Raw genomic sequence first — 22433 nt, forward strand, 5'->3', positions numbered from 1 at the left:
ATTGTTTGCGGTAGGGAGGTGAAGAGAAATGAAGGAATGGACGACACAACTCATGGAACGATTCGAATCACTTGGTGCAACAGATGTTCATTTCGTACCGAATGAAGCTTGCGTCCGAATAGTTTGTCGAACGGGTGATGGTTTGTGTGAACAAGAAGAGGTGGAACTGACACGTTACCGGACACTTGTCAGTCATGTCCGCTATGAGGCGAACTTAAAGGAACAGAATGAGCGGATTCCGCAAAGTGGTTTGTATCCGCACGGGAAAAAGGGCATGCGTGTCTCGTTGTTGCCGAGTCGACAAGGGGATGCGATGTCGTGGCGATTTTATCGATCAACGGTCTCTCAAGAAACAGCTTTACGAACGTTACACAATCAATTGGACTTCGCTTGGTTAGCTGAACAACGACACGGGTGTATCGTCATTTCTGGATCGACAGGTGCAGGAAAGACGACGATGTTATATTCCTTGATGAGTGCAATGGAAGAAAAGCGAATCATCTCGATTGAAGATCCGGTGGAATGTACGGTACCAAACGTCTTACAACTGGAACTAAATGAAAAGGCAGGCTTCACTGCTACGCGATGTTTTGAGGAAATATTGCGAGCGGATCCGGATTGGATTGCTTTTGGTGAGGTGCGGACGAGAGAGGCAGCACGTTTGACGATGAATGCCGCACTTAGTGGTCACGTCGTGTTGTTTACGTTACACGCTGGAAGTATTGATGAGGCGCGATTGCGATTGCGTAGTTTAGGGATCGAAGAGTCAGAACTAGCTGTCTGTCAACGCATCATTCATCTCGAGCGAAAAGGAGAGGATGTCCGCTGTACCGTCAGAAACTTACAAGCCGCGATCAAAGTCGGTTCTTAAAACGATATCACCGTTTGTTATCAAAAGGCATTTCCGCGAAAGAGACGTTACTCATTTTAAAACGATTCGAGCGTCAGCCGTTCGCGGAAGTAGTCGGAGAAATGGAACAACGTCTTGAGAAAGGAGACTCCTTTGCAGCATCGCTTGAACCACTTGCGTTAACGAATACCTTAAAACGACTTCTTTTCGTTGGAGAAAGGACAGAGCGACCATTGCTCGTTCTTCGCCAAATCGTGAAACTGCTCGACCTCGAAACAGAAATGCGATCGAAGTTTTGGAAGATGATTCGGTATCCGCTTGTTCTAGCGACCAGTCTATTCCTTCTGTTCTTCTTTTACGCCCTCTACGTATTTCCGTCTCTCCTCGAGATGTCGGACCCGAAGACTCTCCCCTCATTTCTGCATCTCCTTCTTCACCCCTCTGCGAAATATCTGCTCGCAAGTATTCCCGTTATTTTGTTGACCTCCGGGTACCTCTTTTTTCGCTTCTTTCCGTTAAACCGTATTTTACGACTGAAACCGCTACAGCGTTTGATTCGCCTCTACTACAGCTATTTATTCACGATCGAAGTAGGATCGTTCATCGATGCTGGCTTCTCGCTCGAAGAGACCTTTCGCCATCTAGAGCAAGGACAAGCGAATAAAAAAGGACATCTCTATGCTCGTCTACATGCTAAACAACAGGCAGGGGAACCACTTGCAGAAGCGCTTGGCGAAGATGAGATCATCGAAGCCGAGACGATTGGAATCGTCCATTTGGCGCGGGAAAGTGGCGATCTTGGACCATTGTTGCTTGAACAAGCGACACTCTTACATGAGTCGATGGAAGAGGAACTAGAGAAAAAGTTGTTATGGATCGAGCCGATTTTGTACGGTGGATTGACGATCATGACGGGAACGTTGTTTCTCATCTTGTATTATCCGATACAGCTAGCGATACAGCAGCTTCCATTCTAAACAGAGGAGACGATACGATGAAACAATTCTTAAAGCGACAGGATGGATTCACCTTACTTGAGATGGCAGCCGTCTTATTGATCATTTCGTTATTACTGCTCGTTTTGATTCCAACGATGACAAGTGGAAAGGACCAGGCGAAAGGTGTGAGTTGTGAGGCGAACATTCGAGTCATTCGGTCAGAAGTAAACCTTTACTATGCCAAAGAGAAGAAGTACCCAGAATCGCTTCAGACGATCAATCGCGGAACAGCTGATAAACCGAATGCTCTCGTCTGTGATCAGGAGACGTATACGTATGATCCGAAGACTGGCGAACTTACGAAGTGAACGTGGATTTACCTTATTTGAGATGACGGCGGTGCTGACAATCATTGCTTGTTTACTTGTTTTTTTATTACCGGCACTGTTTGAAAAACGACCGGACTGGATTCCGCTTGAACAAGAGGTTCGTCTGATGGAACAAGATATTCAGACACTTCGACTGATGCAGTACTCAAAGCAAGATCAATCATTGATGCAGTTTCGATTTCGAGGAGACGGTGCAGGATACCTTGTCCTTGCGGATGACCGGTTGTTATGGCAACGGACATTCCAAAATGGTCATACGTGTACCGTTCCACCCTCGAATCGCATCATCTATTTTAAAAGCTATCACTCGATTTATGCAGCGACTTGGTCTTGCCGTTCGGCAACAGCCGAATATGAAATCAAATTCTTACTTGGGAACTATCAAATGGCAATCCGTAAAGTGAGGTGAGAAGGATGCAGAACGAACGCCAAGCGGGCTTCTCTTTGCTTGAAGTGATGCTCTCGATCGTTGCAATCGGTATCTTTATGATGTTAGCGATTGATCCTTATCTCGATTTACGGACGAAACAAATGAAATGGGAACAAGAGACGGAACAGCTTGAGCAGATGGCGACGGATCAAGTTGAAAACCGAACAGCGTCCTATGTCCTGAAACAAGGAGAGTGGTGCAATGAAACGATGTGTCTTGCGAGCGGAATCCGGAATGACCCTTCTCGAACTCTCATTCGTCCTATGGCTGAGCCCACTTCTTCTGCTGGCAATCTTGACATTGACCCCTCTCGTTCGTCCGCCGGAAGTCAACCGAATGAATGAAAAATTGTTCTTTCATACCGTGGAACGACTGATGTGGCGTAGTACGATGTGTGAGCGCGTCGGAGACGAGATTCGTGGAATGGACGTCAATCCGGGAGAGACGGCTGAAAAGTGGCGTCTCGTCCGTGTGCAAGATCAACTGCGTCTCAAGAAAGAACAGGGAGGTGAACTGACATACGCCCGCGACGTCAAACACTATACCGTGACAGGGGATGCCGAGATTCTCTCGATTCAGTTGAACGACAGCAGACGTTCCTTCCGATGCGTCAGGAAGGATTCATCTTGATTCAAACGTTACTGTTACTTCTAGGAATGGGAGTCGTGCTCTTGATTTCTTGTCAGCAAATTGACGAAGAGATGCGGCATCATCAGTTAGAGCAAGAAGCCCTTCAACTCGAGTCTCTCATCCGAGCGGCGAAAGCAGATTGTACGAAGGACGAGACCCTCCGCTACCCAATCGGACAAGTCAGCTGTACAGCAACCGATAAAGGCTTTAAAATGGAAGCGAGATTAGAGAATGGTCAAAGAATCGAGGCGGTCGTCACACATGAGTAAGGTTTATTTGATTGGGTTTATGGGAACTGGTAAAACAGCCGTCGGACATCGATTGGGTTCACAATACGAGGTCGACGAACTGGATGAACGGTTCGAACAGGAACATGGACAAACGATTACCGCTTTTTTCGCTGAGCATGGCGAAGCAGGGTTTCGTACACATGAAAGCGAATTGTTGAAGAGTAGCAATGCGGAAGTGGTCGTCACAGGTGGCGGGATCGTCGAACGAGAAGAGAACCGACTGTACATGCAGGAGTCCGGAACAGTCGTCTGGATCGATACACCCTTTGATTTGATTTGGGAACGGATCGCCGCTGATCCGAATCGTCCACTCGTGACAGAACGGGAACAAGTGAGACGATTGTTTGAACGTCGCTATTCCTTATATGCTGGAGTTGCTACTGTCCGACTTGAAGGAACGGCATCAATCGAAGAATTAACGTGTGCGATTGAAACTGTATTGGAGGAGAAGTCATGATTTGGATTACGTTAGGTATTATTTTATTGGCTATTATAGGACTCGTGTTGTTCGGATTCAGTCTTTACAAAAAGAAGCTGTCTCAGGATATTCGGCAGTTAAAACAACTGATGGAGCGCTTTACGATTCGTCAGCAAACCTTGCAGACGAACATTGATCATACGACGCAGCGAATCGATCAAATCAAAGGGAATATCAATCGAATCACTGAAGAAGGAAATCGTGTGAAGCAAGGAGCGAGCCAATTGGTGACGGAAGGTCGTCGACTCCAGGAGGAAATCAAACGAACTGCCGGAATCAAACAATTTTGAAATGGCTTTCATGGGAAGAATATGAAACAATAGGAGAGAAGGGACAGGGTCCTTTCTCTCTTTTTCGTATGTTCCTTTTTCCGAATAATACTAGATAATTATGATTTTAATTGGTAAGATGGATTTGAAAATGGAACATTAAAGAGAAGAGAGAGTGAAAACGTTCGTAAATAGGGGGATTTGTATGAGTCAAACGACATTGAAAAGAACACCGTTATTCGAGACGGTTTCGCAAACCGGTAAGATGGTGGATTTTGCGGGATTTGAAATGCCAGTTTTGTTTTCCTCGATTAAAGAAGAACACGTTGCAGTAAGGGAGAACGTCGGCATGTTCGATGTCTCGCACATGGGAGAACTGTTCGTCAGCGGACCGGATGCTCTGACGTTTTTACAAGCTACATTATCGAACGATATTTCGAAGATTGCGGTGGGGCAAGCGCAATATAACGTCTTATGCCAAGAAGACGGTGGGACAGTGGATGATTTACTCGTCTATCGTTTGGCAGAAACGGACTATCTTCTCGTCGTCAATGCTTCGAACATTGAAAAAGACGAACAACATTTACGTCACTATCTAACAGGGGACGTCACGCTTGAGAATCAATCGGAACAATATGGTCAAATTGCGGTCCAAGGACCACGTGCGGAAGCCATCCTTTCCGGCATGACACCACTTGTCTTATCAGAGATCGGATTTTTCAAGTTCCAACGGGGGACGGTTGCAGGAGTGGAAATGATCGTCTCACGCAGTGGGTACACAGGGGAAGATGGATTCGAACTCTACATGGCAGCTGGTGACGCACCTGCTGTCTGGCAAGCACTGCTTGAGCAAGGTGTCGTACCATGCGGGCTCGGGGCACGTGACACATTACGTTTTGAGGCATGTCTTCCACTTTATGGACATGAATTATCAGCAACGATTTCACCAATCGAAGCGGGAATGGGCTTTGCGGTCAAACCACAAGTCAAACCGTTCGTCGGTTCAGAGGTCTTGTTGCAACAGAAAGAACAAGGAGCACCGCGACGCTTGATCGGTCTTGAATTACTCGATAAAGGGATTGCGCGTCAAGATGCACCGGTTTGGCATGACGGGGAAGTCGTTGGTGTGGTGACGACAGGTACGTTGCCGCCGACAGTCGGAAAAGCGATTGCTTGGGCACTCGTTCCTGCAGAAGTAGCGGAACAAGAGCAATTTGAAGTGGAAGTACGCGGAAAACGTTTAGCAGCGAAACGAACAGCGACACCGTTTTATCGTCGCACGAAATAAGGGGGATATTTCTATGGATTTTCGTTATTTACCAATGACAGCAGAAGATGAGCAGGCGATGTTACAGACGATCGGTGCAGCATCGATCGAAGATTTACTCGCTGATATCCCGGCATCCGTCCGTGATAACGGTACATTGGAAGAAGTCGGTGTGCCACTTCCGGAAACGGACTTGATTCGGACGCTATCGAAGCTTGCCGACCAAAACATGAATACGAAACAATATCCATCATTCCTTGGCGCAGGCATCTATGATCACTATGCACCTGCTGTCGTCAATCATATGTTACTGCGCTCAGAGTTTTACACTGCCTATACACCATATCAGCCAGAGATTTCGCAAGGTGAGCTACAAGCGATTTTTGAATTCCAATCGATGATTTGTGAATTGACAGGGATGGATGTCGCGAACTCGTCGATGTATGACGGTATCACGGCGTTAGCGGAAGCGGCCATGCTTGCTTGTGCCCATACGAAGAAAAAGACGATCGTTCTTTCAGACGGCGTTCACCCGGAAGCGCACGATGTCGTTCGGACGTATGCGAACGGTCCAGGACTAAACGTCGAGACGTTGGCGCTTGAGCAAGGTGTCACACGGATCGATCAACTCGATGCCATCGAAGACGTCGCCTGTGTCATCGTGCAGTATCCGAACTTCTACGGTCGTGTCGAAGAACTACAAGCATTGGCCGATGCGACTCATGCTCGTGGTGCGCTGTTCATCGTCTCTGCGAATCCACTGGCACTCGGTATCTTAGAAGCGCCAGGTAAACTTGGCGCTGACATTACGATCGGAGATTGCCAACCGTTCGGAATTCCACAAAGCTTTGGTGGACCGACATGTGGTTATTTCACGACGACAAAAGCGTTGATGCGTAAGATTCCGGGACGTCTCGTTGGACAGACCGTCGATGAGAATGGGAAACGCGGTTTCGTTCTGACGTTACAAGCACGTGAACAACACATTCGCCGTGACAAGGCGACATCTAACATCTGTTCGAACCAAGCGTTGAATGCACTCGCTGCTTCGATCGCGATGAGTGCACTCGGAAAACGGGGTATCCGGGAACTCGCGACACGTAACTTGCAAACGGCACATGCATTAAAACAAAAGCTGAAACAGGCTGGCTTTACGATCGTTGACGATGGACCGAGCTTCAATGAATTCGTCGTTACGCTACCAATCGACGCGACACGTGCGAGTCAACAATTGCTCGATCACGGGATCATCGGCGGTTTACCGTTAGGATCGTATGACGCAGCGCGTCAAAATGAAATGCTTGTTTGTGCAACGGAATTACGGACGAATGAAGAGTTGGATCAATTCGTGACAGCGTTAGGGGGACTCACACATGAATGAGCAAACATTGATTTTTGAAATTTCTAAACCGGGTCGTATCGCCTATAGCTTACCGTTACCGACTGTCGATGAGGTGGCAGTAGAAGAATTGTTACCGACCTCGATGTTACGGAAGGAAGACGTGGCGCTACCGGAAGTATCTGAACTGGATCTCGTCCGTCACTACACGGCACTCTCGAACCGTAACCATGGTGTGGATTCTGGATTCTATCCACTCGGGTCATGTACGATGAAATACAATCCGAAAATCAATGAAGATATGGCACGCCTCCCTGGGTTTGCACACATTCACCCGCTTCAACCAGTCGAAAGTGTCCAAGGGGCACTCGGTTTGATGTATGATCTGCAAGAAAAACTCGCAGTCATCACAGGAATGGATGAAGTGACGCTTCAGCCGGCGGCGGGAGCACACGGTGAATGGACAGGCTTGATGCTGATTAAGGCCTACCATCATGCACGTGGTGACTTTAAACGGACGAAAGTCCTCGTACCGGACTCGGCACACGGAACGAACCCCGCATCGGCATCTGTCGCTGGATTTGATACCGTGACGGTCTTATCGGATGAACGTGGTCTCGTTGATTTAGCGGACTTAAAGAAAAAAGTCGGTGACGATACAGCGGCACTCATGTTGACGAATCCAAACACGCTCGGTTTATTTGAGTCGGATATCGTCGAAATCGCCAAAGCGGTTCATGAGGCAGGCGGAAAACTGTACTACGATGGTGCGAACTCGAATGCGATCATGGGCATCGCTCGACCAGGGGACATGGGCTTTGATGTCGTTCACTTGAACTTGCATAAGACGTTCACAGGACCGCACGGTGGCGGCGGACCAGGATCGGGTCCAGTAGGGGTCAAACAAGATTTGATTCCGTATTTACCGAAACCAATCGTCCGCAAAGAGGAAGAGCGTTATGTCCTCGACTACGATCGTCCGGAAGCAATCGGTCGTGTCAAACCATTCTACGGTAACTTCGGCATCAACGTTCGTGCCTATAGCTATATTCGGACGATGGGTGGAGCAGGTCTCGCTCGCGTCTCGAAAGAAGCGGTCTTGAATGCGAACTATATGTTGGCTCGTCTCAAAGGTGCGTATGACGCGCCATACGACGTCTATTGCAAGCACGAATTCGTCTTGTCGGGTAAACGTCAAAAAGCACTAGGTGTCCGGACGCTTGACATCGCTAAACGTCTGCTTGACTTTGGATACCATCCACCAACGATCTACTTCCCATTGAACGTCGAGGAGTGTATCATGATCGAACCGACGGAAACAGAGTCGAAAGAAACACTCGATGCCTTCTGTGATGCGATGCTCCAGATTGCAAAAGAGGTCGAAGAGACACCGGATGTCGTCTTGAACGCACCACACACGACAATCGTCAAACGGATGGATGAGACACTTGCTGCTCGAAAACCGGTCTTACGCTACGAACCAAAACAAGAAGTACACGCATAAGCTATTTCATAAAAAAGAGGATTTCTCCGACGAAGGAGAGATCCTCTTTTTGCGATGAACGAAGCATTAGCTCCGTTTGATTTTTCCTGACCACTGCTTGAATCCGCCTTTTAACTGATACAGATTCGTATAGCCTGCTTTTTTCAAGACTTTTGCAGCCTGTGAAGAACGCATGCTACCTTGACAATACAAGTAAATCGGCATGTCTTTTCGTAATTCCTTCGAGCGCATCTTCATTTGGCTGACCGGGATGTTACGGGCACCGACGATGTGTCCACCTTTGAATTCCTGTGTTTCGCGAACATCGACGATTTGTGCTTTACGGTAGTTCGCACGGAATTCTTCTTGCGACAATTTCGTGATGCCTTTGACCGGCATGAAACGCCAAGCGATGTAGGCGATCAGCGCGACCCATAATACGATCGTAATGATAGTTCCAGTTTCCATATTCGACTTCCAACCCCTTCGTTCGTTTAACCTCTGTTTCATTATAGTCAACGAAATCGATTTCGGCAATCGACTCGTGATTGCGCGACCGAGAATGGGTTTGATACACTAAGACGGAAACGTTTTGGGGGTGCTCAAGTGAACAGAGAGTGGCAAGTGTTGACGACGCCGGCGATGGAGCCGGCAATGAACATGGCAATTGATGAAGCATTGATTCAGTTCGTCGGGCGTGGTGAAATCGCACCAACGCTTCGTTTTTACTCATGGGAACCACGCGGACTAAGTGTTGGTCATTTTCAACGGGCAACCCGTGATATCGATCGTGAGCGGATCGCAGAGCTCGGGATTCCAATCGTGCGTCGGATGACAGGAGGGCGCGCTGTCTTGCATGCAGACGAGTTGACATACAGTGTCGTCATCCCGGAAGATACAGAAGGTTTACCACGCACGGTCATCGAAAGTTATCGGATGTTGACGGAAGGGATTCGCAAAGGATACCATCACCTCGGCATTCCGGTCGAATTTTCCGTTCCGTTGACGGAAGAGGAAAAAGAAGAATTACGGAAGCCGAAATCAGCCGTTTGTTTTGATGCAGCATCGTATTATGAACTCGCTGTCGGAAAACGGAAAGTCGCCGGAAGTGCACAAGTCCGCCATCAAGGCGTTGTCCTGCAGCACGGCTCGGTCCCGCTCTCTGTCGATGAAGGTGAATTGTTTGATTGTTTCTTGTATGATGATGAGTCAACGCGCGAGCGGATGAAAGCACGTTTTTCAGGTAAAGCTGTCGCTTTGAATGAGCTAGCAGGTCGCGCTGTAGCATTTGACGAGGTACGAGAAGCGTTCACGAAAGGCTTTGAAGAGGCGCTTGATTTGTCGTTCGTTCCGTTAACGTTCACTAGCGAGCAGTGGCAGGAGATTGAGCGTCTTGCCGAGAAATACCGTAGTGATGAGTGGAACTGGAAACGCTAATGAATGAAATGGGAAGGTGATGTCGTGCCAACTCCGAGTATGGAAGATTATTTGGAACAAATTTATAAACTGATTGAAGATAAAGGATACGCTCGCGTATCGGATATAGCGGAGTCGTTAGGAGTTCACCCGTCCTCGGTAACGAAGATGGTTCAAAAGCTCGACCGGGAGACGTACCTTGTTTACGAAAAGTATCGGGGTCTCATGCTGACACCTAAAGGACGCAAAATCGGAAAGCGTCTCGTGGAACGACACGCCTTACTTGAAGATTTTCTTCGTCTCGTTGGTGTGGATGAAGAACTGATTTATAAGGATGTCGAAGGAATCGAGCATCATATTAGTATCGAAGCGTTGGATAAGATTAACGGAATGATTCAGTTCTTTGCGGAACGTCCTGGTTTGAAAGAGGAACTGCATCGCTATCAACAAGCCCATCCAGAGGATTGAGGCTTGTTTTTTTATAGTTCCTTGCTAAAAAAAGTTCTCAAACACGAACGATCCATTACATTTTTATGATAAAGTGCGCATTTTAAGTTAGATATGCTATACTGAGCCTGAAAATGGACGAAGGGGGTGGCGGGTGTTCGCACCTTGTCATGGAAATCACGATTAAAGAAAAATTAGTGTCGGAGTCACAACTGAAAGAAAAGGTTCGTGAATTAGCACAACAGATCGAAGTGGATGCGGCTGGGCGTCAAATCGTTCTCGTCGTCGTGTTAAAAGGGTCGATGGTCTTTGCTGCGGATTTGATGCGCGAAATCAAAGGAAGCGTTCAAATTGATACAGTCGCGTGCTCTTCTTACGGAACAAAGACCGTCTCTTCCGGGCGTGTTCAGTTGAAGAAAGATCTCGATCTCGATGTGCAAGGGAAATATGTCGTCGTCATCGAAGATATCATCGACACAGGGCGGACGCTCCATTTCTTATGTGATCACATGAAATTGCATCAACCCGGAGTTCTCAAAGTATGTACATTGCTTGATAAACCGGCACGTCGTGAAGTAAAACTCGACGCAGACTATGTCGGTTTCGAGATTCCGGATTACTTCGTTGTTGGGTACGGAATCGATTGTGCGGAGGAATATCGCAATCTACCGTATATCGGTTGGGTCGAAACGGATTGAACACGAAAAAAGGAGGTTCGTCGCATGACGAATCTCCTTTTTAATGTACTTCTGAAATTAAAAAGCACGTTTTTTCTTTTTGCCTTTTTTTCCTTCGATCACTGTCAGATGAGGCGCTTTTGAACGATCGCGCAACGGTCTGACTTTATTCGATGCCGGCGCTTTTGAGGACTTGACCGGTTTTTTCTTAAAGTCTGTCCGGCGAACAGAATTCGAAGAGCCATGCATTTTTTTTGATTGAGCGACGGATTTTCGGTACTGAGCATTTGCGCCCGTTCCGACGCTTCGATTACGAGTCAGGAACTTAAAGAGCAAGAAGATGATCCCGGCGGTAATCCCGAAGAACAGCAATTGTGAAAACAGACTACTTGGATTATTGACGAGTTTATATCCGAAGCCGACAAAAGCGAACAGTAACACGACGAGTGCAAATGTAGAACCAATGCGTTGTCTGATCATAATATCACCCCTGTTATCGATTAACCCAGTGCATTCTCATGTAGGTTATGTTCCTGTTTTTCCAACGCTTCAAACGCATAAATCGCAACCTCGATCTGTGCATCGTCCGGTTCTTTGGTCGTCAAGTACTGTAACCATAGGCCAGGCAAGGCGATGACGCGAAGTCCTTTGATGTGCTGTGCTTTATTCGTCAGCTGTAACACTTCAAATGAAAGACCGATGACGACCGGTAATAAAGCGATCCGGCAGACGAGACGCAACCAAAGCGGATCCGTTGGCACGATCAGATAGACGAAAAATCCGACGATGACGGTGAAGATCAAGAAACTCGAGCCGCAACGGTAATGAAGACGACTGCTGACGCGAACGTTTTCGACCGTGAGTGGGCGTCCTGATTCGACGCAGTTGATGACCTTATGCTCTGCACCGTGATATTGAAAGAGTCGTTTGACGAGCGGAGTCAATGAAATCACGTAGAGGTAACTGAACAAAAGCGTTAATTTGATTGTTGCTTCGATGACATTTTGAATGACATGTCCTGATAAAGCAGGGAACACATCGAATAGTGACGCAAGGAAAGCAGGTAGTAACGTAAAAAGTAATTTACCGAAAAAGAATGATAGGACTCCGACGACAGCTACGCCGAGCCATTTCGTCAAAGGGCTGGCAGTCGTCTCTTCCGGCTCTTCTTCACCAGGTTTGACACCGTATCGGTCACTTGCGAAGTTCATATGACTGGCACCATTCGCTGAGGATTCCATCAAAGCGAACAAGCCACGTAGAAGTGGAATTTTTTTGCCTTTAGCGATTCGTGGTCGAACCGGTTTTTGTTGGGCGAACGTCTCGATCGACTCATCATTTCGACGAATCGCAGAGACCGCGTGGGTCGCATTTTGGAACATGACGCCTTCGACGATGGCTTGACCACCGACCGGCGGATTAGTCGTTTTCATAATAGAACGCATCCCGTCTTCATTAAAATTAGGTGTATCGTCAGTGTACTTGATTTACAACAAAAAAACTATGTTCGACTCGTCAAAACGAGGTAATCTTTAGGAGTCGGAAATCGGGTTATGATACAATGAAAAGGAATTCGAGGAGGTGTTTTTTTGCGTGTCTTGATATTAAACGGACCAAACTTGAATTTACTCGGAACACGCGAACCGGATACATATGGAACGGCGACATTAGCCGACTTAGAACACGACCTTCGCACTTATTTTCCGAACATTCAGTTTCGGTTTGAACAATCGAACCATGAAGGACGATTGATTGATGTTCTTCACGAGGAACGGGGAGCGGACGGTATCGTCTTCAATGCGGCTGCCTACACGCATACGAGTATCGCGTTACGTGACGCGATTGCTGCGATCGAAGCACCCGTCATCGAGGTTCATCTATCGAATGTCCATGCGCGTGAATCCTTCCGGCATCATTCGATGATCGCACCCGTCTGCCAAGGTGTCATCGCTGGACTTGGCATGACGGGATATCGTCTGGCAACGGAGGCACTCCAAGCTTTACAACAATCGGAACAAGGGGGAAATCAATCATGAAACAACGGATCGAGGCGTTACAAGCAGCTTTAAAGGAACGGGACCTTCCAGGGTTACTCGTCACGAAGGCAGAGAATATTCGTTACATTTCCGGCTTCACGGGCTCAAGTGGTGCATGTCTCGTAACAGAAGAGCAAGCGTACTTCGTGACGGATTTCCGTTACACGGAGCAAGCGGCAGACCAAGTTAAAGGAATGGAGATCGTCCAAATCGAACGTTCGATTCCAGAGACGATGGGCGAATTGATGGCAGGAGCGCGTGTTCGCGCGGTTGGTGTCGAAAAGGATGAGATGACACTCGGTGCTTTTGAAGCATACGATCAAGCTTCAGCAATCGAGCTTGTTCCGACGACAGGAATCATTGAAAACCTACGCTTGATTAAGGATTCGTCAGAGATTAAGATGATTAAGGAAGCGGTGGAGCTCGCAGACGCGACCTTCCAACACATCTTGACGTACATTCAACCAGGACGAACGGAACTTGAAGTATCAAATGAACTAGAATTCTTCATGCGGAAGCATGGAGCGACGTCTTCTTCTTTCGATACGATCGTGGCATCGGGCTATCGTTCTGCCTTGCCGCACGGTGTTGCCAGCTCGAAGGTCATTGCGACGGGTGAACTCGTCACGCTTGATTTCGGAGCGCTCTTGAACGGTTATGTTTCAGATATCACACGGACTGTCGCAGTCGGTCCGATCAATGCCGAGTTGCAGAAGATCTACGATACGGTCTTGCAAGCGCAACTAGCGGGTGTCGACGGCTTAAAACCAGGCATCACTGGGATCGAAGCGGACGCATTGACACGTGATATCATCAAAGAAGCAGGTTACGGTGAGTACTTCGGTCACTCGACGGGACACGGTATTGGTCTAGAAGTACATGAAGGACCTGGCTTGTCGTTCCGCTCTGAGACGAAACTTGAACCGGGCATGATCGTTACGGTCGAACCAGGTATCTACGTGCCGCAAGTTGGCGGATGCCGGATTGAAGATGACGTTTTGATCACGGAAACAGGTCGAGAAATTCTTTCGTCTTCACCAAAAGAACTGATCACTCTCTAATTCAGAGTGACGGGACATTTTAGGAGGAACCATTCATGGTATCAGTAAACGATTTAAAAACAGGATTAACGATTAAGACTTCAGACGGTATGATTTGGCAAGTACTTGAATTCCAACATGTTAAACCAGGTAAAGGGGCAGCGTTCGTTCGGACGAAAATGCGTAACATCCGTAACGGAAACATCCAAGAGATGACATTCCGTGGTGGTGAGCGTGTCGAGCGTGCACACATCGAGCGTAACAAGATGCAATACCTTTACCCAATGGGCGAGACTTACGTCTTCATGGACACAGAATCGTATGAGCAATTGGAATTGACGACGGCACAAGTCGAAGCAGCTCTTCCATACTTGCTTGAAAACATGGAAGTTCAAATCGCGGTTTACAACGGCGAAATCCTCGGTCTTGAATTGCCGAACACAGTCGTCATGACGATCGTTGAAGCAGAGCCTGGCGTTAAGGGTGATACAGCTTCGAACGTCAAGAAAAATGCGACAGTGGAGACAGGTCATATCATTCAAGTCCCACTCTTCATCGAAGCAGGCGAAAAAGTAACGGTTGATACACGTACAGGTGATTTCACAGGTCGTTACAACGGATAATATTGAAACGACAAGACGTCTCTCACCTTTTATCAGGTCGAGAGACGTCTTTTTTCATCCAGCTTGACTTGCATCCAATGGTATGACCAGTTAATATAAGTATTTGAGTAGGCATTAGCACCTGGTATAATAATTGTGAATACAGCATAGATGGGGGAAGAATGACAGATGAAAATCGATCAGTTGAAACAAGTACTCGAAATGCTCGATCAGTCGAGTGTAAATGAACTCTCACTCGAGACGGATACGTATAAATTGAAGTTGAAGAAACAAGGAGAAACAGTAACGGTCTCGCACCAAGCACCTGCTACTCCAGTGGCGGCGCCAGCTCCTGTGAAGCAAGCGGCAGCACCAGTCGAGGAAGAGGTGACTACGGATGATACGGTCACGATCAATGCCTTGATGGTCGGAACGTTCTATTCGCGTCCGAATCCAGATAAACCGGCATACGTCAAAGTCGGTGATCAGATTGAAGTGGGTCAGATCGTTTGTGTCCTTGAAGCAATGAAACTCTTCAATAACTTAAACTCGGAAGTATCTGGAACGGTCGTCGAGATTCTTGTCGCCGATGGAGATCTCGTTGAATTTGGTCAACCACTCTTCCGGATCCGTCCGTAAACGGGGGTGAACAGCATGGAAAAATTATTGATTGCCAACCGTGGAGAAATCGCCGTCCGCATCATTCGAGCGGCAAAGGAACTTGGAATACAAACCGTTGCTGTCTACTCGACAGCGGATAAGGAAGCCTTACACGTTCGTTTAGCCGATGAGGCGTACTGCATCGGTGAGGCGAGTTCTGCTTCATCTTACTTAAACGTTACGAATATCCTCGCGGTCGCAACGAACCGTCAAGTGACGATGATCCACCCGGGTTACGGTTTCCTAGCAGAAAACGTTGATTTTGCTGAGATGTGTGAAGCGTGCGGGATAAAGTTCGTTGGTCCGACGTCGGATGCGATCCGTCAGATGGGGATCAAGGACGTTGCGAAGAAGACGATGATCGAGTGTGGAGTGCCCGTCGTGCCTGGTTCAGATGGAACGGTCACGGACGAAGAAGCGGTCGCACTGGCGCAAGAAATTGGTTATCCGGTCATCATCAAAGCAACAGCAGGTGGTGGCGGTAAAGGGATTCGGGTCGCTCGTTCGGAAGAAGAGCTGATCAACGGGCTAAGTGAGACACGCCGTGAAGCAAAACAAGCTTTCGGAAATGGGGATGTCTATTTAGAACGCTTCATCGAAGAGTTCCGCCATGTCGAGGTACAGGTCCTCGCCGATCGTCACGGGAATGTCATTCACCTCGGTGAACGGGATTGTACCGTCCAGCGCCGGATGCAGAAACTGATCGAGGAAGCGCCGTCACCTGCGGTCAGTGAAGCGACACGATTGAAGATGGGAGAGGCTGCCGTAAAAGCCGCAAAAGCGATTCAATATACAGGAGCTGGGACGATCGAATTCATCTTCGTCGAAGAGACGGAAGAGTTCTTCTTCATGGAGATGAACACACGCATTCAAGTCGAACACCCGGTAACGGAGATGATCACTGGGTTCGATCTCGTTCAAGCGCAATTGCAAGTCGCGCTCGATCATCCGCTTGCCGTTAAACAAAAGGATATCAAGTTCCACGGTCATTCGATCGAATGCCGAATCAATGCCGAGGATCCAGATCATGATTTCCGTCCGTCTGCTGGACGCGTCACACAATACGTGACACCAGGCGGAATGGGCGTACGTATCGATAGCGCAGTCTATCCGGGGTACATGATTCCACCGTACTATGACTCGATGGTCGCGAAATTGATCGTCCATGCGGAAACACGGGAAGAAGCATGTGCGAAGATGGAACGTGCACTGGCTGAATTTTGGATTGAAGGTGTCAAAACGACGATCCCGTTCCACGAACGTGTTCTCAGTCACCCGGTATTCCGGCGTGGGACGTTCACGACGAAATTCGCAGAGCGTGAGCTAAAAGGTACGATCGTTAACTGAATCAGGACGGGAGTTTGTGCGACGAACTCCCGTCTTTTTTTGGCGTTCTCTATGTTTTTTAAAAGAGGAATGTGCTAAACTAACTGATTGAGAACGACAAAAAAAGGAGCACGCAAAATCATGATGAAACGACACATGGCACGCGAACTCGCAGTCCAATCTTTGTTCCAGATGGAGCTTTCGGATCTGACTGCACAAGAGGCCATTGAATTCGCGGTAGAAGGTAAGGAATATGACACATTCGTCGAGCAATTGGTGAACGGTGTCGAAACGAACAAAGCAACGATTGACCAACACATCCGAGAAGCACTGGTCAACTGGTCATTCGAACGACTCGGAAACATCGAGCGGACGATTCTTCGCTTAGCCGTCTACGAATTATTGTTCGAAACGAACATTCCGGTTCGAGTGACGATCAACGAAGCGATTGAATTGACGAAGGCGTTCGCTGACGAAGAAGCGACAAAAATCGTGAACGGTGTTCTCGGTAAGGTCGCACAAGGCGTCGTTAAAGAAAATTCATAAAATTGTAAAACCGAATAGAGACAAACAGACAGAAGAGTGAATCGAACTTTTTGGGGGAGTGGACAAATCATGGCAGTAGTAATCGATGGAAAACAGGTAGCCCATTCATATCGTATGAAGCTGAAAGAAGAAGTCGCACGTCTGAAAGAACAGCGGATTCAACCGCAATTGACTGTCATCCTGATTGGCGAAGATCCTGCTAGTCAGTCCTATGTACGTGGTAAAGAAAAGGCGGCGAAGGAAATCGGCATGGATTCGGAGTTGATCCGACTTCCGGCAGAAACAACGGAATCAGAGCTTCTTCACTTGATCGAACGTCTGAACGTTGATGCGAGTGTCCACGGGATTCTCGTTCAATTGCCGTTGCCTGACCATATTGATGAGAGTAAAGTCATTTTTGCGATTTCTCCTGAAAAGGACGTCGATGGTTTTCATCCTGTCTCTGTCGGGAAAATGATGATTGGTGAACCGACATTTTTACCGTGTACACCAAACGGCATTCTTCATCTCGTCAAAGAGATGAACGTACCGATTGCCGGTCAACACGTCGTTGTCGTCGGTCGTAGCCAAATCGTCGGTAAACCCGTCGGTATGTTGTTCTTGAATGAATCGGCTACCGTTTCCTATTGTCATTCCAAGACAAAAGATCTCGGTGCGATGACGCGTCAAGCGGATATCTTGATCGTCGCAGTCGGCGTACCGAAGCTGATTACGGCGGATATGGTGAAACCGGGTGCTGTCGTCATTGACGTTGGTGTCAACCGTGTCGATGGCAAACTCGTCGGTGATGTCGAGTTTGATACGGTACAAGACGTTGCATCGATGATCACACCTGTTCCAGGTGGCGTTGGTCCGATGACGATCACGATGCTACTGCATAACACGATCGAGGCTGCGCGATGAGCGAACCTCTTCACGTTTCCGATTTAGTCCACTATGTCAAACGTGAACTAGAAGGCGACGCCCTTCTGCAACAAGTCCAGGTGGTGGGAGAAGTGTCGAACTTTAAACGACACTCTTCCGGTCACCTTTATTTTACGTTGAAGGACGAGCAGTCACGGATGAAAGCCGTCATGTTTGCCCGGGATGCGAGTCGAGTCAAAGCAGACGTTCGCGATGGGATGCGTGTCGTCGTCACCGCGCGCTTATCCGTTTACGTCTCTTCTGGAGAGATGCAACTCTATGTCGAACGGATGACGGAAGATGGTGTAGGAGCGCTATATGAGGCGTTCTCACGCTTGAAGGTGGATCTTGAAGAGCGTGGTTGGTTTGATCCAGCAATCAAACAATCGTTGCCAGCGTTTCCAGAGCGCATTGGAATCATCACGTCGCCAAAAGGAGCAGCGCTTCATGATATCGCAACGACACTCCGGCGCCGCTATCCGCAAGCAGCCATCGTCTTCGCCCCGGTCCTTGTACAGGGAGCGGACGCGGCACCACAAATCAGTCGTGCCATTCAGCTGATGAATGAGCATGCTGCCTGTGATGTGTTGATCATTGGTCGTGGTGGTGGTTCGATTGAGGAGCTGTGGGCATTCAATGAGATGTCTGTCGTGACAGCCGTGTTTGAATCCCGCATTCCGATCGTCTCTGCTGTCGGTCACGAAACGGATTTTACGATCAGTGATTTCGTCGCCGACGTTCGTGCTGCTACACCAACGGCAGCGGCAGAACTCGTCACTCCGGAAGCAGAGGCACTCACTCGACGTGTGCAGGATGTAGAGCGACGTTTAGAACGAACGTATGCACAACTCCTCAAAAGTAAACAAGAGCAAGTGACACGGCTTGCCGCGAGCTATGGTCTGAAATCACCACGCGTCCTACTCGGACTGAAGCAGGAACAATTGGACCGGGCAGAGATGTCACTCCAAAAGGAGATCAAGCAAGTAGTAGCGCAACACCAGCAACAGGTGGAGCGTCTTGACACACGCTTAATGCGTGTGCCGATGCGGGATCGCTTCGTGCAACAACGGGCGACGATTGAACAATCACGACGTCGACTCGAAATCGTTCGTCGACTTTTACAATCGAAGCAACAACAGGTGCGTCATGTGCTCGCGCGACTCGACTCCGTCAGTCCTACGCATGTTCTGATGCGCGGTTATACGTATGTCGAACAGGATGGACAAATCGTCCGTTCCGCGAAGGCATTGACAGCGTCTTCGTTCGATATCCGATTCCATGATGGAACGATTCGTGCTAAACGAGAGGATGGGGAGTAAGAATGGAGACGGAACAATCTTTTGAAGAAGCACTGGAACGATTAGAAGAAATCGTCACGTTACTCGAAGAGGGCGAAGCTCCTCTTGAACAAGCGATGGCTCTATATGAAGAAGGCGTCAAACTGACGGCTCTTTGCCAAGGAAAGTTATCCGTTGCTGAGAAAAAACTCGATCAAATCCTGGAGCAAGATGGTACGCTTCGGGAAAAAGGAGGAGCGCAATGATTGCTTTGAATGAGTGGAAGACACAAGTCGAAAATAAAATGGAAGAGTTCATGGAGCGACTCGACGCACCGGATCGTTTACGCGATTCGATGCGGTATTCACTCGATGCGGGTGGGAAACGAATTCGCCCAGCCTTGATTTATGCGGTACTCGATGCTTTTTCCATCGATCGTTCAAAAGGTGACGCGACTGCTGCGGCACTTGAGATGATTCATACATACTCACTGATTCACGATGACCTTCCAGCAATGGACGATGATGATCTGCGTCGAGGGCGTCCGACGAATCATATCGCTTTTGATGAAGCAACAGCGATTTTAGCAGGAGATGCCTTGCTCACGAACGCCTTCAGCTGTCTTCTTGAGGCACCAGCTTCGCCGGAAGTAAAGCTTTCACTTGTCGAACGGTTGGCAACAGCAGCGGGCGCTACGGGTATGGTCGGTGGTCAGCTCGACGATATGCTCGGTGAGCGTGGCGGCATCAATGACGTAGCGGAGCTTGAGTCGATTCACCGTCGGAAAACAGGAGCACTCCTCGTCTTTGCAGTCGAAGCGGGTGGTTTGCTTGCCTCGGTCAGCTCGACGGATCTTGATCACTTGAAGCAATACGGTCGCCATCTCGGAATCGCATTCCAAATCCAAGATGACATCTTGGACGTAACAGGCGATGCTGAAAAAATCGGCAAACCGGTCGGTAGCGACGAAGGGAACGAAAAAGCAACGTACCCAAAATTACTGGGTCTTGAAGGAGCGAAACGCGCACTGACAGCTCAGGTGGAAGCAGCGGAACAAGCGATTGATGCATTATCAGTCGAAGCGACGACACTTAAGGAACTGCTCGACTTCGTGGTCAAGCGCGACCATTAAGCAGGACGACGCATCTGCGTCGTCTTTTTCTATGCTGACAATGGCGCTCGATAGATTGTTCTAGTACAATGTAGGGTACAAACCCTATAAGATTGTAAGGAAAAGAGGCGGTAAGGTATGAAATTGACAGAAATACAGGATCCGTCATTTTTAAAGCGTATGTCGGTCTCCGAACTCGAAGTACTCGCAGGCGATATTCGACGCTTTTTGATTGAAGAATTAGCGACGACAGGTGGACACTTGGCACCGAACCTCGGTGTCGTCGAGTTGACGCTTGCGTTGCATCGTGAATTCGACAGTCCGAATGACAAGTTCGTCTGGGATGTCGGGCACCAAGCATACGTGCATAAGATTTTGACAGGACGTGCGAGCCAGTTTGATACGCTCCGTCAGCACAAAGGACTCTGTGGGTTCCCGAAACGCAATGAGAGTGTGCATGACGTCTGGGAGACAGGACACAGCTCGACGTCCTTGTCAGCAGCAATGGGGATTGCTGTCTCGAACGAACTGAGCGGTAAGAGTGATCGTGCAGTCGCGATCATCGGTGACGGTGCTTTGACAGGTGGTATGGCACTCGAAGCATTGAATCATATTGGAGCAGAACAACAAAACGTCATCGTCATCTTGAACGATAACGAGATGTCGATTGCACCAAACGTTGGGGCGATGCATCAAATGCTTGGACGAATTCGTTCATCGCGTAAAGTGCGTTTTGCCCAAGACGAGCTTGAAACATTGATCAAAAAGATTCCAGTTATTGGCGGACGTCTTGAAAAAGGAAGCGAGAAGTTGAAAGAAGCCGTTAAAGGCGCACTTGTTCCTGGCATGTTCTTCGAAGAGCTCGGCTTCAACTATTATGGTCCGGTCGATGGGCACGATCTTGATGATTTGATCGAACAGCTCAATTACGTGAAAAAAGAAGAAGGTCCTGTCTTACTTCATGTCATCACGAAAAAAGGGAAAGGCTATCGTCCGGCAGAGTTTGATGGCGTCGGCACATGGCATGGTCTTGGACCGTACAAGATGGAGTCTGGCGAAGTCATCAAAGGGAAATCAAAAGCACCTAGTTACTCCTTTACGGTAGCGGATACTTTGACGAAGATGGCACGTGATGATGAAAAATTGACGTTGATCACGCCGGCGATGAGCGTCGGTTCAAAACTCGATTGTTTTGAAAAAGAATTCCCAGAGCGGATGTTTGACGTCGGGATTGCAGAACAACATGCTGTGACGTTCGCAGCTGGTCAAGCGACGCAAGGCATGAAACCTGTCGTATCGATCTACTCGACCTTCTTCCAACGTGCATACGATCAGCTCGTTCACGACGTGGCTCGTCAAAATCTAGATGTGACGTTTACGATTGACCGATCAGGTCTCGTTGGCGCAGATGGTGAAACACACCAAGGCGTCTTCGATATTGCCTTCATGCGTCACGTACCGAACATCCGGATCGTCATGGCGAAGGATGAGAACGAACTGCAACACTTGCTCTATTCAGCCGTCAAATATGAAGGACCAATCGCAGTTCGTTTCCCACGTGGAGAAGGTATCGGTGTACCAATGGACGAGACACTGCATGAAATTTCGCTTGATACATGGGAAGTCGAACGTGAAGGAACGGACGTCGCGATCCTTGCGTTTGGACCACAAGTACAAGATGCGCTCAAAATCGCGGATCTCCTAGCAGACGAACTGTCGGTTCGTGTCATCAATGCTCGGACGATCAAACCGCTTGACGAGAAGATGCTGAACGCCCTTTACGCAGAAGGGATTCCACTCGTGACGCTCGAAGAAGCCGTCTTAAAAGGTGGATTCGGATCAGCTGTCCTTGAGCATGCGAATGAGCAGGAAGCATTCCCACGCGTCAAACGCTTTGGTATTCCGGATTGGTATATCGAGCATGGCGGTGTGAACGAATTACTGGAAGAAATCGGATTATTACCTGGACAAATCGCAGAGGAAGTACGCGCTTTCGTCAATCAAGGAAAGAAACAGAGTGTGTGACGAT

The 22433-nt window shown here is 48.4% G+C and carries 29 protein-coding genes; 26 read left to right on the forward strand and 3 right to left on the reverse strand.

Annotated elements, in window-relative coordinates:
* Positions 1-28 precede the first annotated feature (28 nt).
* The 12 genes from N179_RS01140 (at position 29) to gcvPB (ending at position 8384) form a co-directional block, all read left to right on the forward strand.
* The gene (locus N179_RS01140; protein WP_023467557.1) at positions 29-871 is read left to right on the forward strand and encodes an ATPase, T2SS/T4P/T4SS family; all 843 of its coding nucleotides are present in this window, start codon (positions 29-31) and stop codon (positions 869-871) included.
* 14 nt (positions 872-885) lie between these two features.
* Positions 886-1827, forward strand: coding sequence for a type II secretion system F family protein (locus N179_RS01145; protein WP_058265105.1), 942 nt, complete (start codon positions 886-888; stop codon positions 1825-1827).
* 17 nt (positions 1828-1844) lie between these two features.
* Positions 1845-2156, forward strand: a complete 312-nt coding sequence (locus N179_RS01150; RefSeq protein WP_023467559.1) for a competence type IV pilus major pilin ComGC — start codon at positions 1845-1847, stop codon at positions 2154-2156.
* Complete coding sequence (locus N179_RS01155) at positions 2125-2586, forward strand: type II secretion system protein (RefSeq protein ID WP_023467560.1); 462 nt, start codon at positions 2125-2127, stop codon at positions 2584-2586. Before N179_RS01150 ends, N179_RS01155 begins: the two co-directional genes overlap by 32 nt.
* 5 nt (positions 2587-2591) lie before the next feature.
* On the forward strand, positions 2592-2951 hold the full coding sequence (locus N179_RS01160; RefSeq protein WP_023467561.1) for a type II secretion system protein: 360 nt from the start codon (positions 2592-2594) through the stop codon (positions 2949-2951).
* Positions 2944-3237, forward strand: coding sequence for a hypothetical protein (locus tag N179_RS01165; RefSeq protein WP_023467562.1), 294 nt, complete (start codon positions 2944-2946; stop codon positions 3235-3237). Before N179_RS01160 ends, N179_RS01165 begins: the two co-directional genes overlap by 8 nt.
* Positions 3234-3506, forward strand: a complete 273-nt coding sequence (locus N179_RS01170) for a hypothetical protein (RefSeq protein ID WP_231925701.1) — start codon at positions 3234-3236, stop codon at positions 3504-3506. The genes N179_RS01165 and N179_RS01170 overlap by 4 nt, the downstream gene beginning before the upstream one ends.
* Positions 3499-3984: a shikimate kinase gene (locus N179_RS01175; RefSeq protein WP_075642025.1), complete on the forward strand. Its 486-nt coding sequence runs from the start codon at positions 3499-3501 to the stop codon at positions 3982-3984. Before N179_RS01170 ends, N179_RS01175 begins: the two co-directional genes overlap by 8 nt.
* On the forward strand, positions 3981-4295 hold the full coding sequence (locus N179_RS01180) for a hypothetical protein (RefSeq protein ID WP_023467565.1): 315 nt from the start codon (positions 3981-3983) through the stop codon (positions 4293-4295). Before N179_RS01175 ends, N179_RS01180 begins: the two co-directional genes overlap by 4 nt.
* A gap of 184 nt (positions 4296-4479) precedes the next feature.
* A complete protein-coding gene (gene gcvT / locus N179_RS01185; RefSeq protein ID WP_035409121.1) occupies positions 4480-5562 on the forward strand; it encodes a glycine cleavage system aminomethyltransferase GcvT in 1083 nt (360 codons plus the stop codon).
* Positions 5563-5575: 13 nt separating this feature from the next.
* Entirely contained in the window at positions 5576-6922 is a 1347-nt protein-coding gene (gene gcvPA / locus N179_RS01190) for an aminomethyl-transferring glycine dehydrogenase subunit GcvPA (protein ID WP_056060214.1), read from the forward strand.
* Positions 6915-8384 (forward strand): aminomethyl-transferring glycine dehydrogenase subunit GcvPB, encoded by a 1470-nt coding sequence (gene gcvPB, locus N179_RS01195; RefSeq protein WP_075642026.1) that lies wholly within the window; start codon positions 6915-6917, stop codon positions 8382-8384. Before gcvPA ends, gcvPB begins: the two co-directional genes overlap by 8 nt.
* A gap of 66 nt (positions 8385-8450) precedes the next feature.
* On the opposite strand, the gene N179_RS01200 is transcribed toward gcvPB, so the two are convergent.
* The gene (locus N179_RS01200) at positions 8451-8831 is read right to left on the reverse strand and encodes a rhodanese-like domain-containing protein (protein WP_023467569.1); all 381 of its coding nucleotides are present in this window, start codon (positions 8829-8831) and stop codon (positions 8451-8453) included.
* Between the two features lie 138 nt (positions 8832-8969).
* Between N179_RS01200 and N179_RS01205 the strand changes: the two genes are divergently transcribed.
* From N179_RS01205 to hpt, 3 genes are all read left to right on the forward strand, one after another.
* A complete protein-coding gene (locus N179_RS01205) occupies positions 8970-9800 on the forward strand; it encodes a lipoate--protein ligase family protein (protein WP_023467570.1) in 831 nt (276 codons plus the stop codon).
* A 24-nt stretch (positions 9801-9824) separates the two neighbouring features.
* A complete protein-coding gene (gene mntR / locus N179_RS01210; protein WP_035398709.1) occupies positions 9825-10247 on the forward strand; it encodes a transcriptional regulator MntR in 423 nt (140 codons plus the stop codon).
* 149 nt (positions 10248-10396) lie between these two features.
* On the forward strand, positions 10397-10924 hold the full coding sequence (hpt, locus tag N179_RS01215; RefSeq protein WP_064300287.1) for a hypoxanthine phosphoribosyltransferase: 528 nt from the start codon (positions 10397-10399) through the stop codon (positions 10922-10924).
* Positions 10925-10981: 57 nt separating this feature from the next.
* On the opposite strand, the gene N179_RS01220 is transcribed toward hpt, so the two are convergent.
* A complete protein-coding gene (locus N179_RS01220) occupies positions 10982-11383 on the reverse strand; it encodes an SA1362 family protein (RefSeq protein WP_023467573.1) in 402 nt (133 codons plus the stop codon).
* A gap of 20 nt (positions 11384-11403) precedes the next feature.
* Positions 11404-12336, reverse strand: coding sequence for a DUF1385 domain-containing protein (locus N179_RS01225; protein ID WP_023467574.1), 933 nt, complete (start codon positions 12334-12336; stop codon positions 11404-11406).
* 156 nt (positions 12337-12492) lie between these two features.
* Between N179_RS01225 and aroQ the strand changes: the two genes are divergently transcribed.
* The 11 genes from aroQ (at position 12493) to dxs (ending at position 22429) form a co-directional block, all read left to right on the forward strand.
* On the forward strand, positions 12493-12939 hold the full coding sequence (aroQ, locus tag N179_RS01230) for a type II 3-dehydroquinate dehydratase (protein WP_023467575.1): 447 nt from the start codon (positions 12493-12495) through the stop codon (positions 12937-12939).
* Positions 12936-14000 carry a M24 family metallopeptidase gene (locus N179_RS01235; protein WP_075642027.1) on the forward strand — a complete coding sequence of 355 codons (1065 nt, stop codon included), beginning with the start codon at positions 12936-12938 and terminating at the stop codon, positions 13998-14000. Before aroQ ends, N179_RS01235 begins: the two co-directional genes overlap by 4 nt.
* 35 nt (positions 14001-14035) lie before the next feature.
* The gene (gene efp / locus N179_RS01240) at positions 14036-14602 is read left to right on the forward strand and encodes an elongation factor P (RefSeq protein ID WP_023467577.1); all 567 of its coding nucleotides are present in this window, start codon (positions 14036-14038) and stop codon (positions 14600-14602) included.
* A gap of 168 nt (positions 14603-14770) precedes the next feature.
* On the forward strand, positions 14771-15220 hold the full coding sequence (accB, locus tag N179_RS01245) for an acetyl-CoA carboxylase biotin carboxyl carrier protein (RefSeq protein ID WP_023467578.1): 450 nt from the start codon (positions 14771-14773) through the stop codon (positions 15218-15220).
* Positions 15221-15235: 15 nt separating this feature from the next.
* The gene (gene accC / locus N179_RS01250; RefSeq protein WP_023467579.1) at positions 15236-16588 is read left to right on the forward strand and encodes an acetyl-CoA carboxylase biotin carboxylase subunit; all 1353 of its coding nucleotides are present in this window, start codon (positions 15236-15238) and stop codon (positions 16586-16588) included.
* Positions 16589-16708: 120 nt separating this feature from the next.
* Complete coding sequence (gene nusB, locus N179_RS01255) at positions 16709-17113, forward strand: transcription antitermination factor NusB (RefSeq protein WP_023467580.1); 405 nt, start codon at positions 16709-16711, stop codon at positions 17111-17113.
* 69 nt (positions 17114-17182) lie between these two features.
* Entirely contained in the window at positions 17183-18016 is an 834-nt protein-coding gene (gene folD, locus N179_RS01260; protein ID WP_023467581.1) for a bifunctional methylenetetrahydrofolate dehydrogenase/methenyltetrahydrofolate cyclohydrolase FolD, read from the forward strand.
* A complete protein-coding gene (gene xseA / locus N179_RS01265) occupies positions 18013-19335 on the forward strand; it encodes an exodeoxyribonuclease VII large subunit (protein WP_023467582.1) in 1323 nt (440 codons plus the stop codon). Before folD ends, xseA begins: the two co-directional genes overlap by 4 nt.
* A gap of 2 nt (positions 19336-19337) precedes the next feature.
* Complete coding sequence (gene xseB / locus N179_RS01270; RefSeq protein ID WP_023467583.1) at positions 19338-19559, forward strand: exodeoxyribonuclease VII small subunit; 222 nt, start codon at positions 19338-19340, stop codon at positions 19557-19559.
* A complete protein-coding gene (locus N179_RS01275) occupies positions 19556-20425 on the forward strand; it encodes a polyprenyl synthetase family protein (RefSeq protein ID WP_075642028.1) in 870 nt (289 codons plus the stop codon). The genes xseB and N179_RS01275 overlap by 4 nt, the downstream gene beginning before the upstream one ends.
* A gap of 117 nt (positions 20426-20542) precedes the next feature.
* Entirely contained in the window at positions 20543-22429 is a 1887-nt protein-coding gene (gene dxs / locus N179_RS01280) for a 1-deoxy-D-xylulose-5-phosphate synthase (protein ID WP_023467585.1), read from the forward strand.
* The last annotated feature ends 4 nt before the right edge of the window (positions 22430-22433 follow it).

It is taken from the genome of Exiguobacterium indicum HHS 31, from assembly GCF_001939065.1.
GTDB classification, from domain to species: Bacteria; Bacillota; Bacilli; order Exiguobacteriales; family Exiguobacteriaceae; genus Exiguobacterium_A; species Exiguobacterium_A indicum.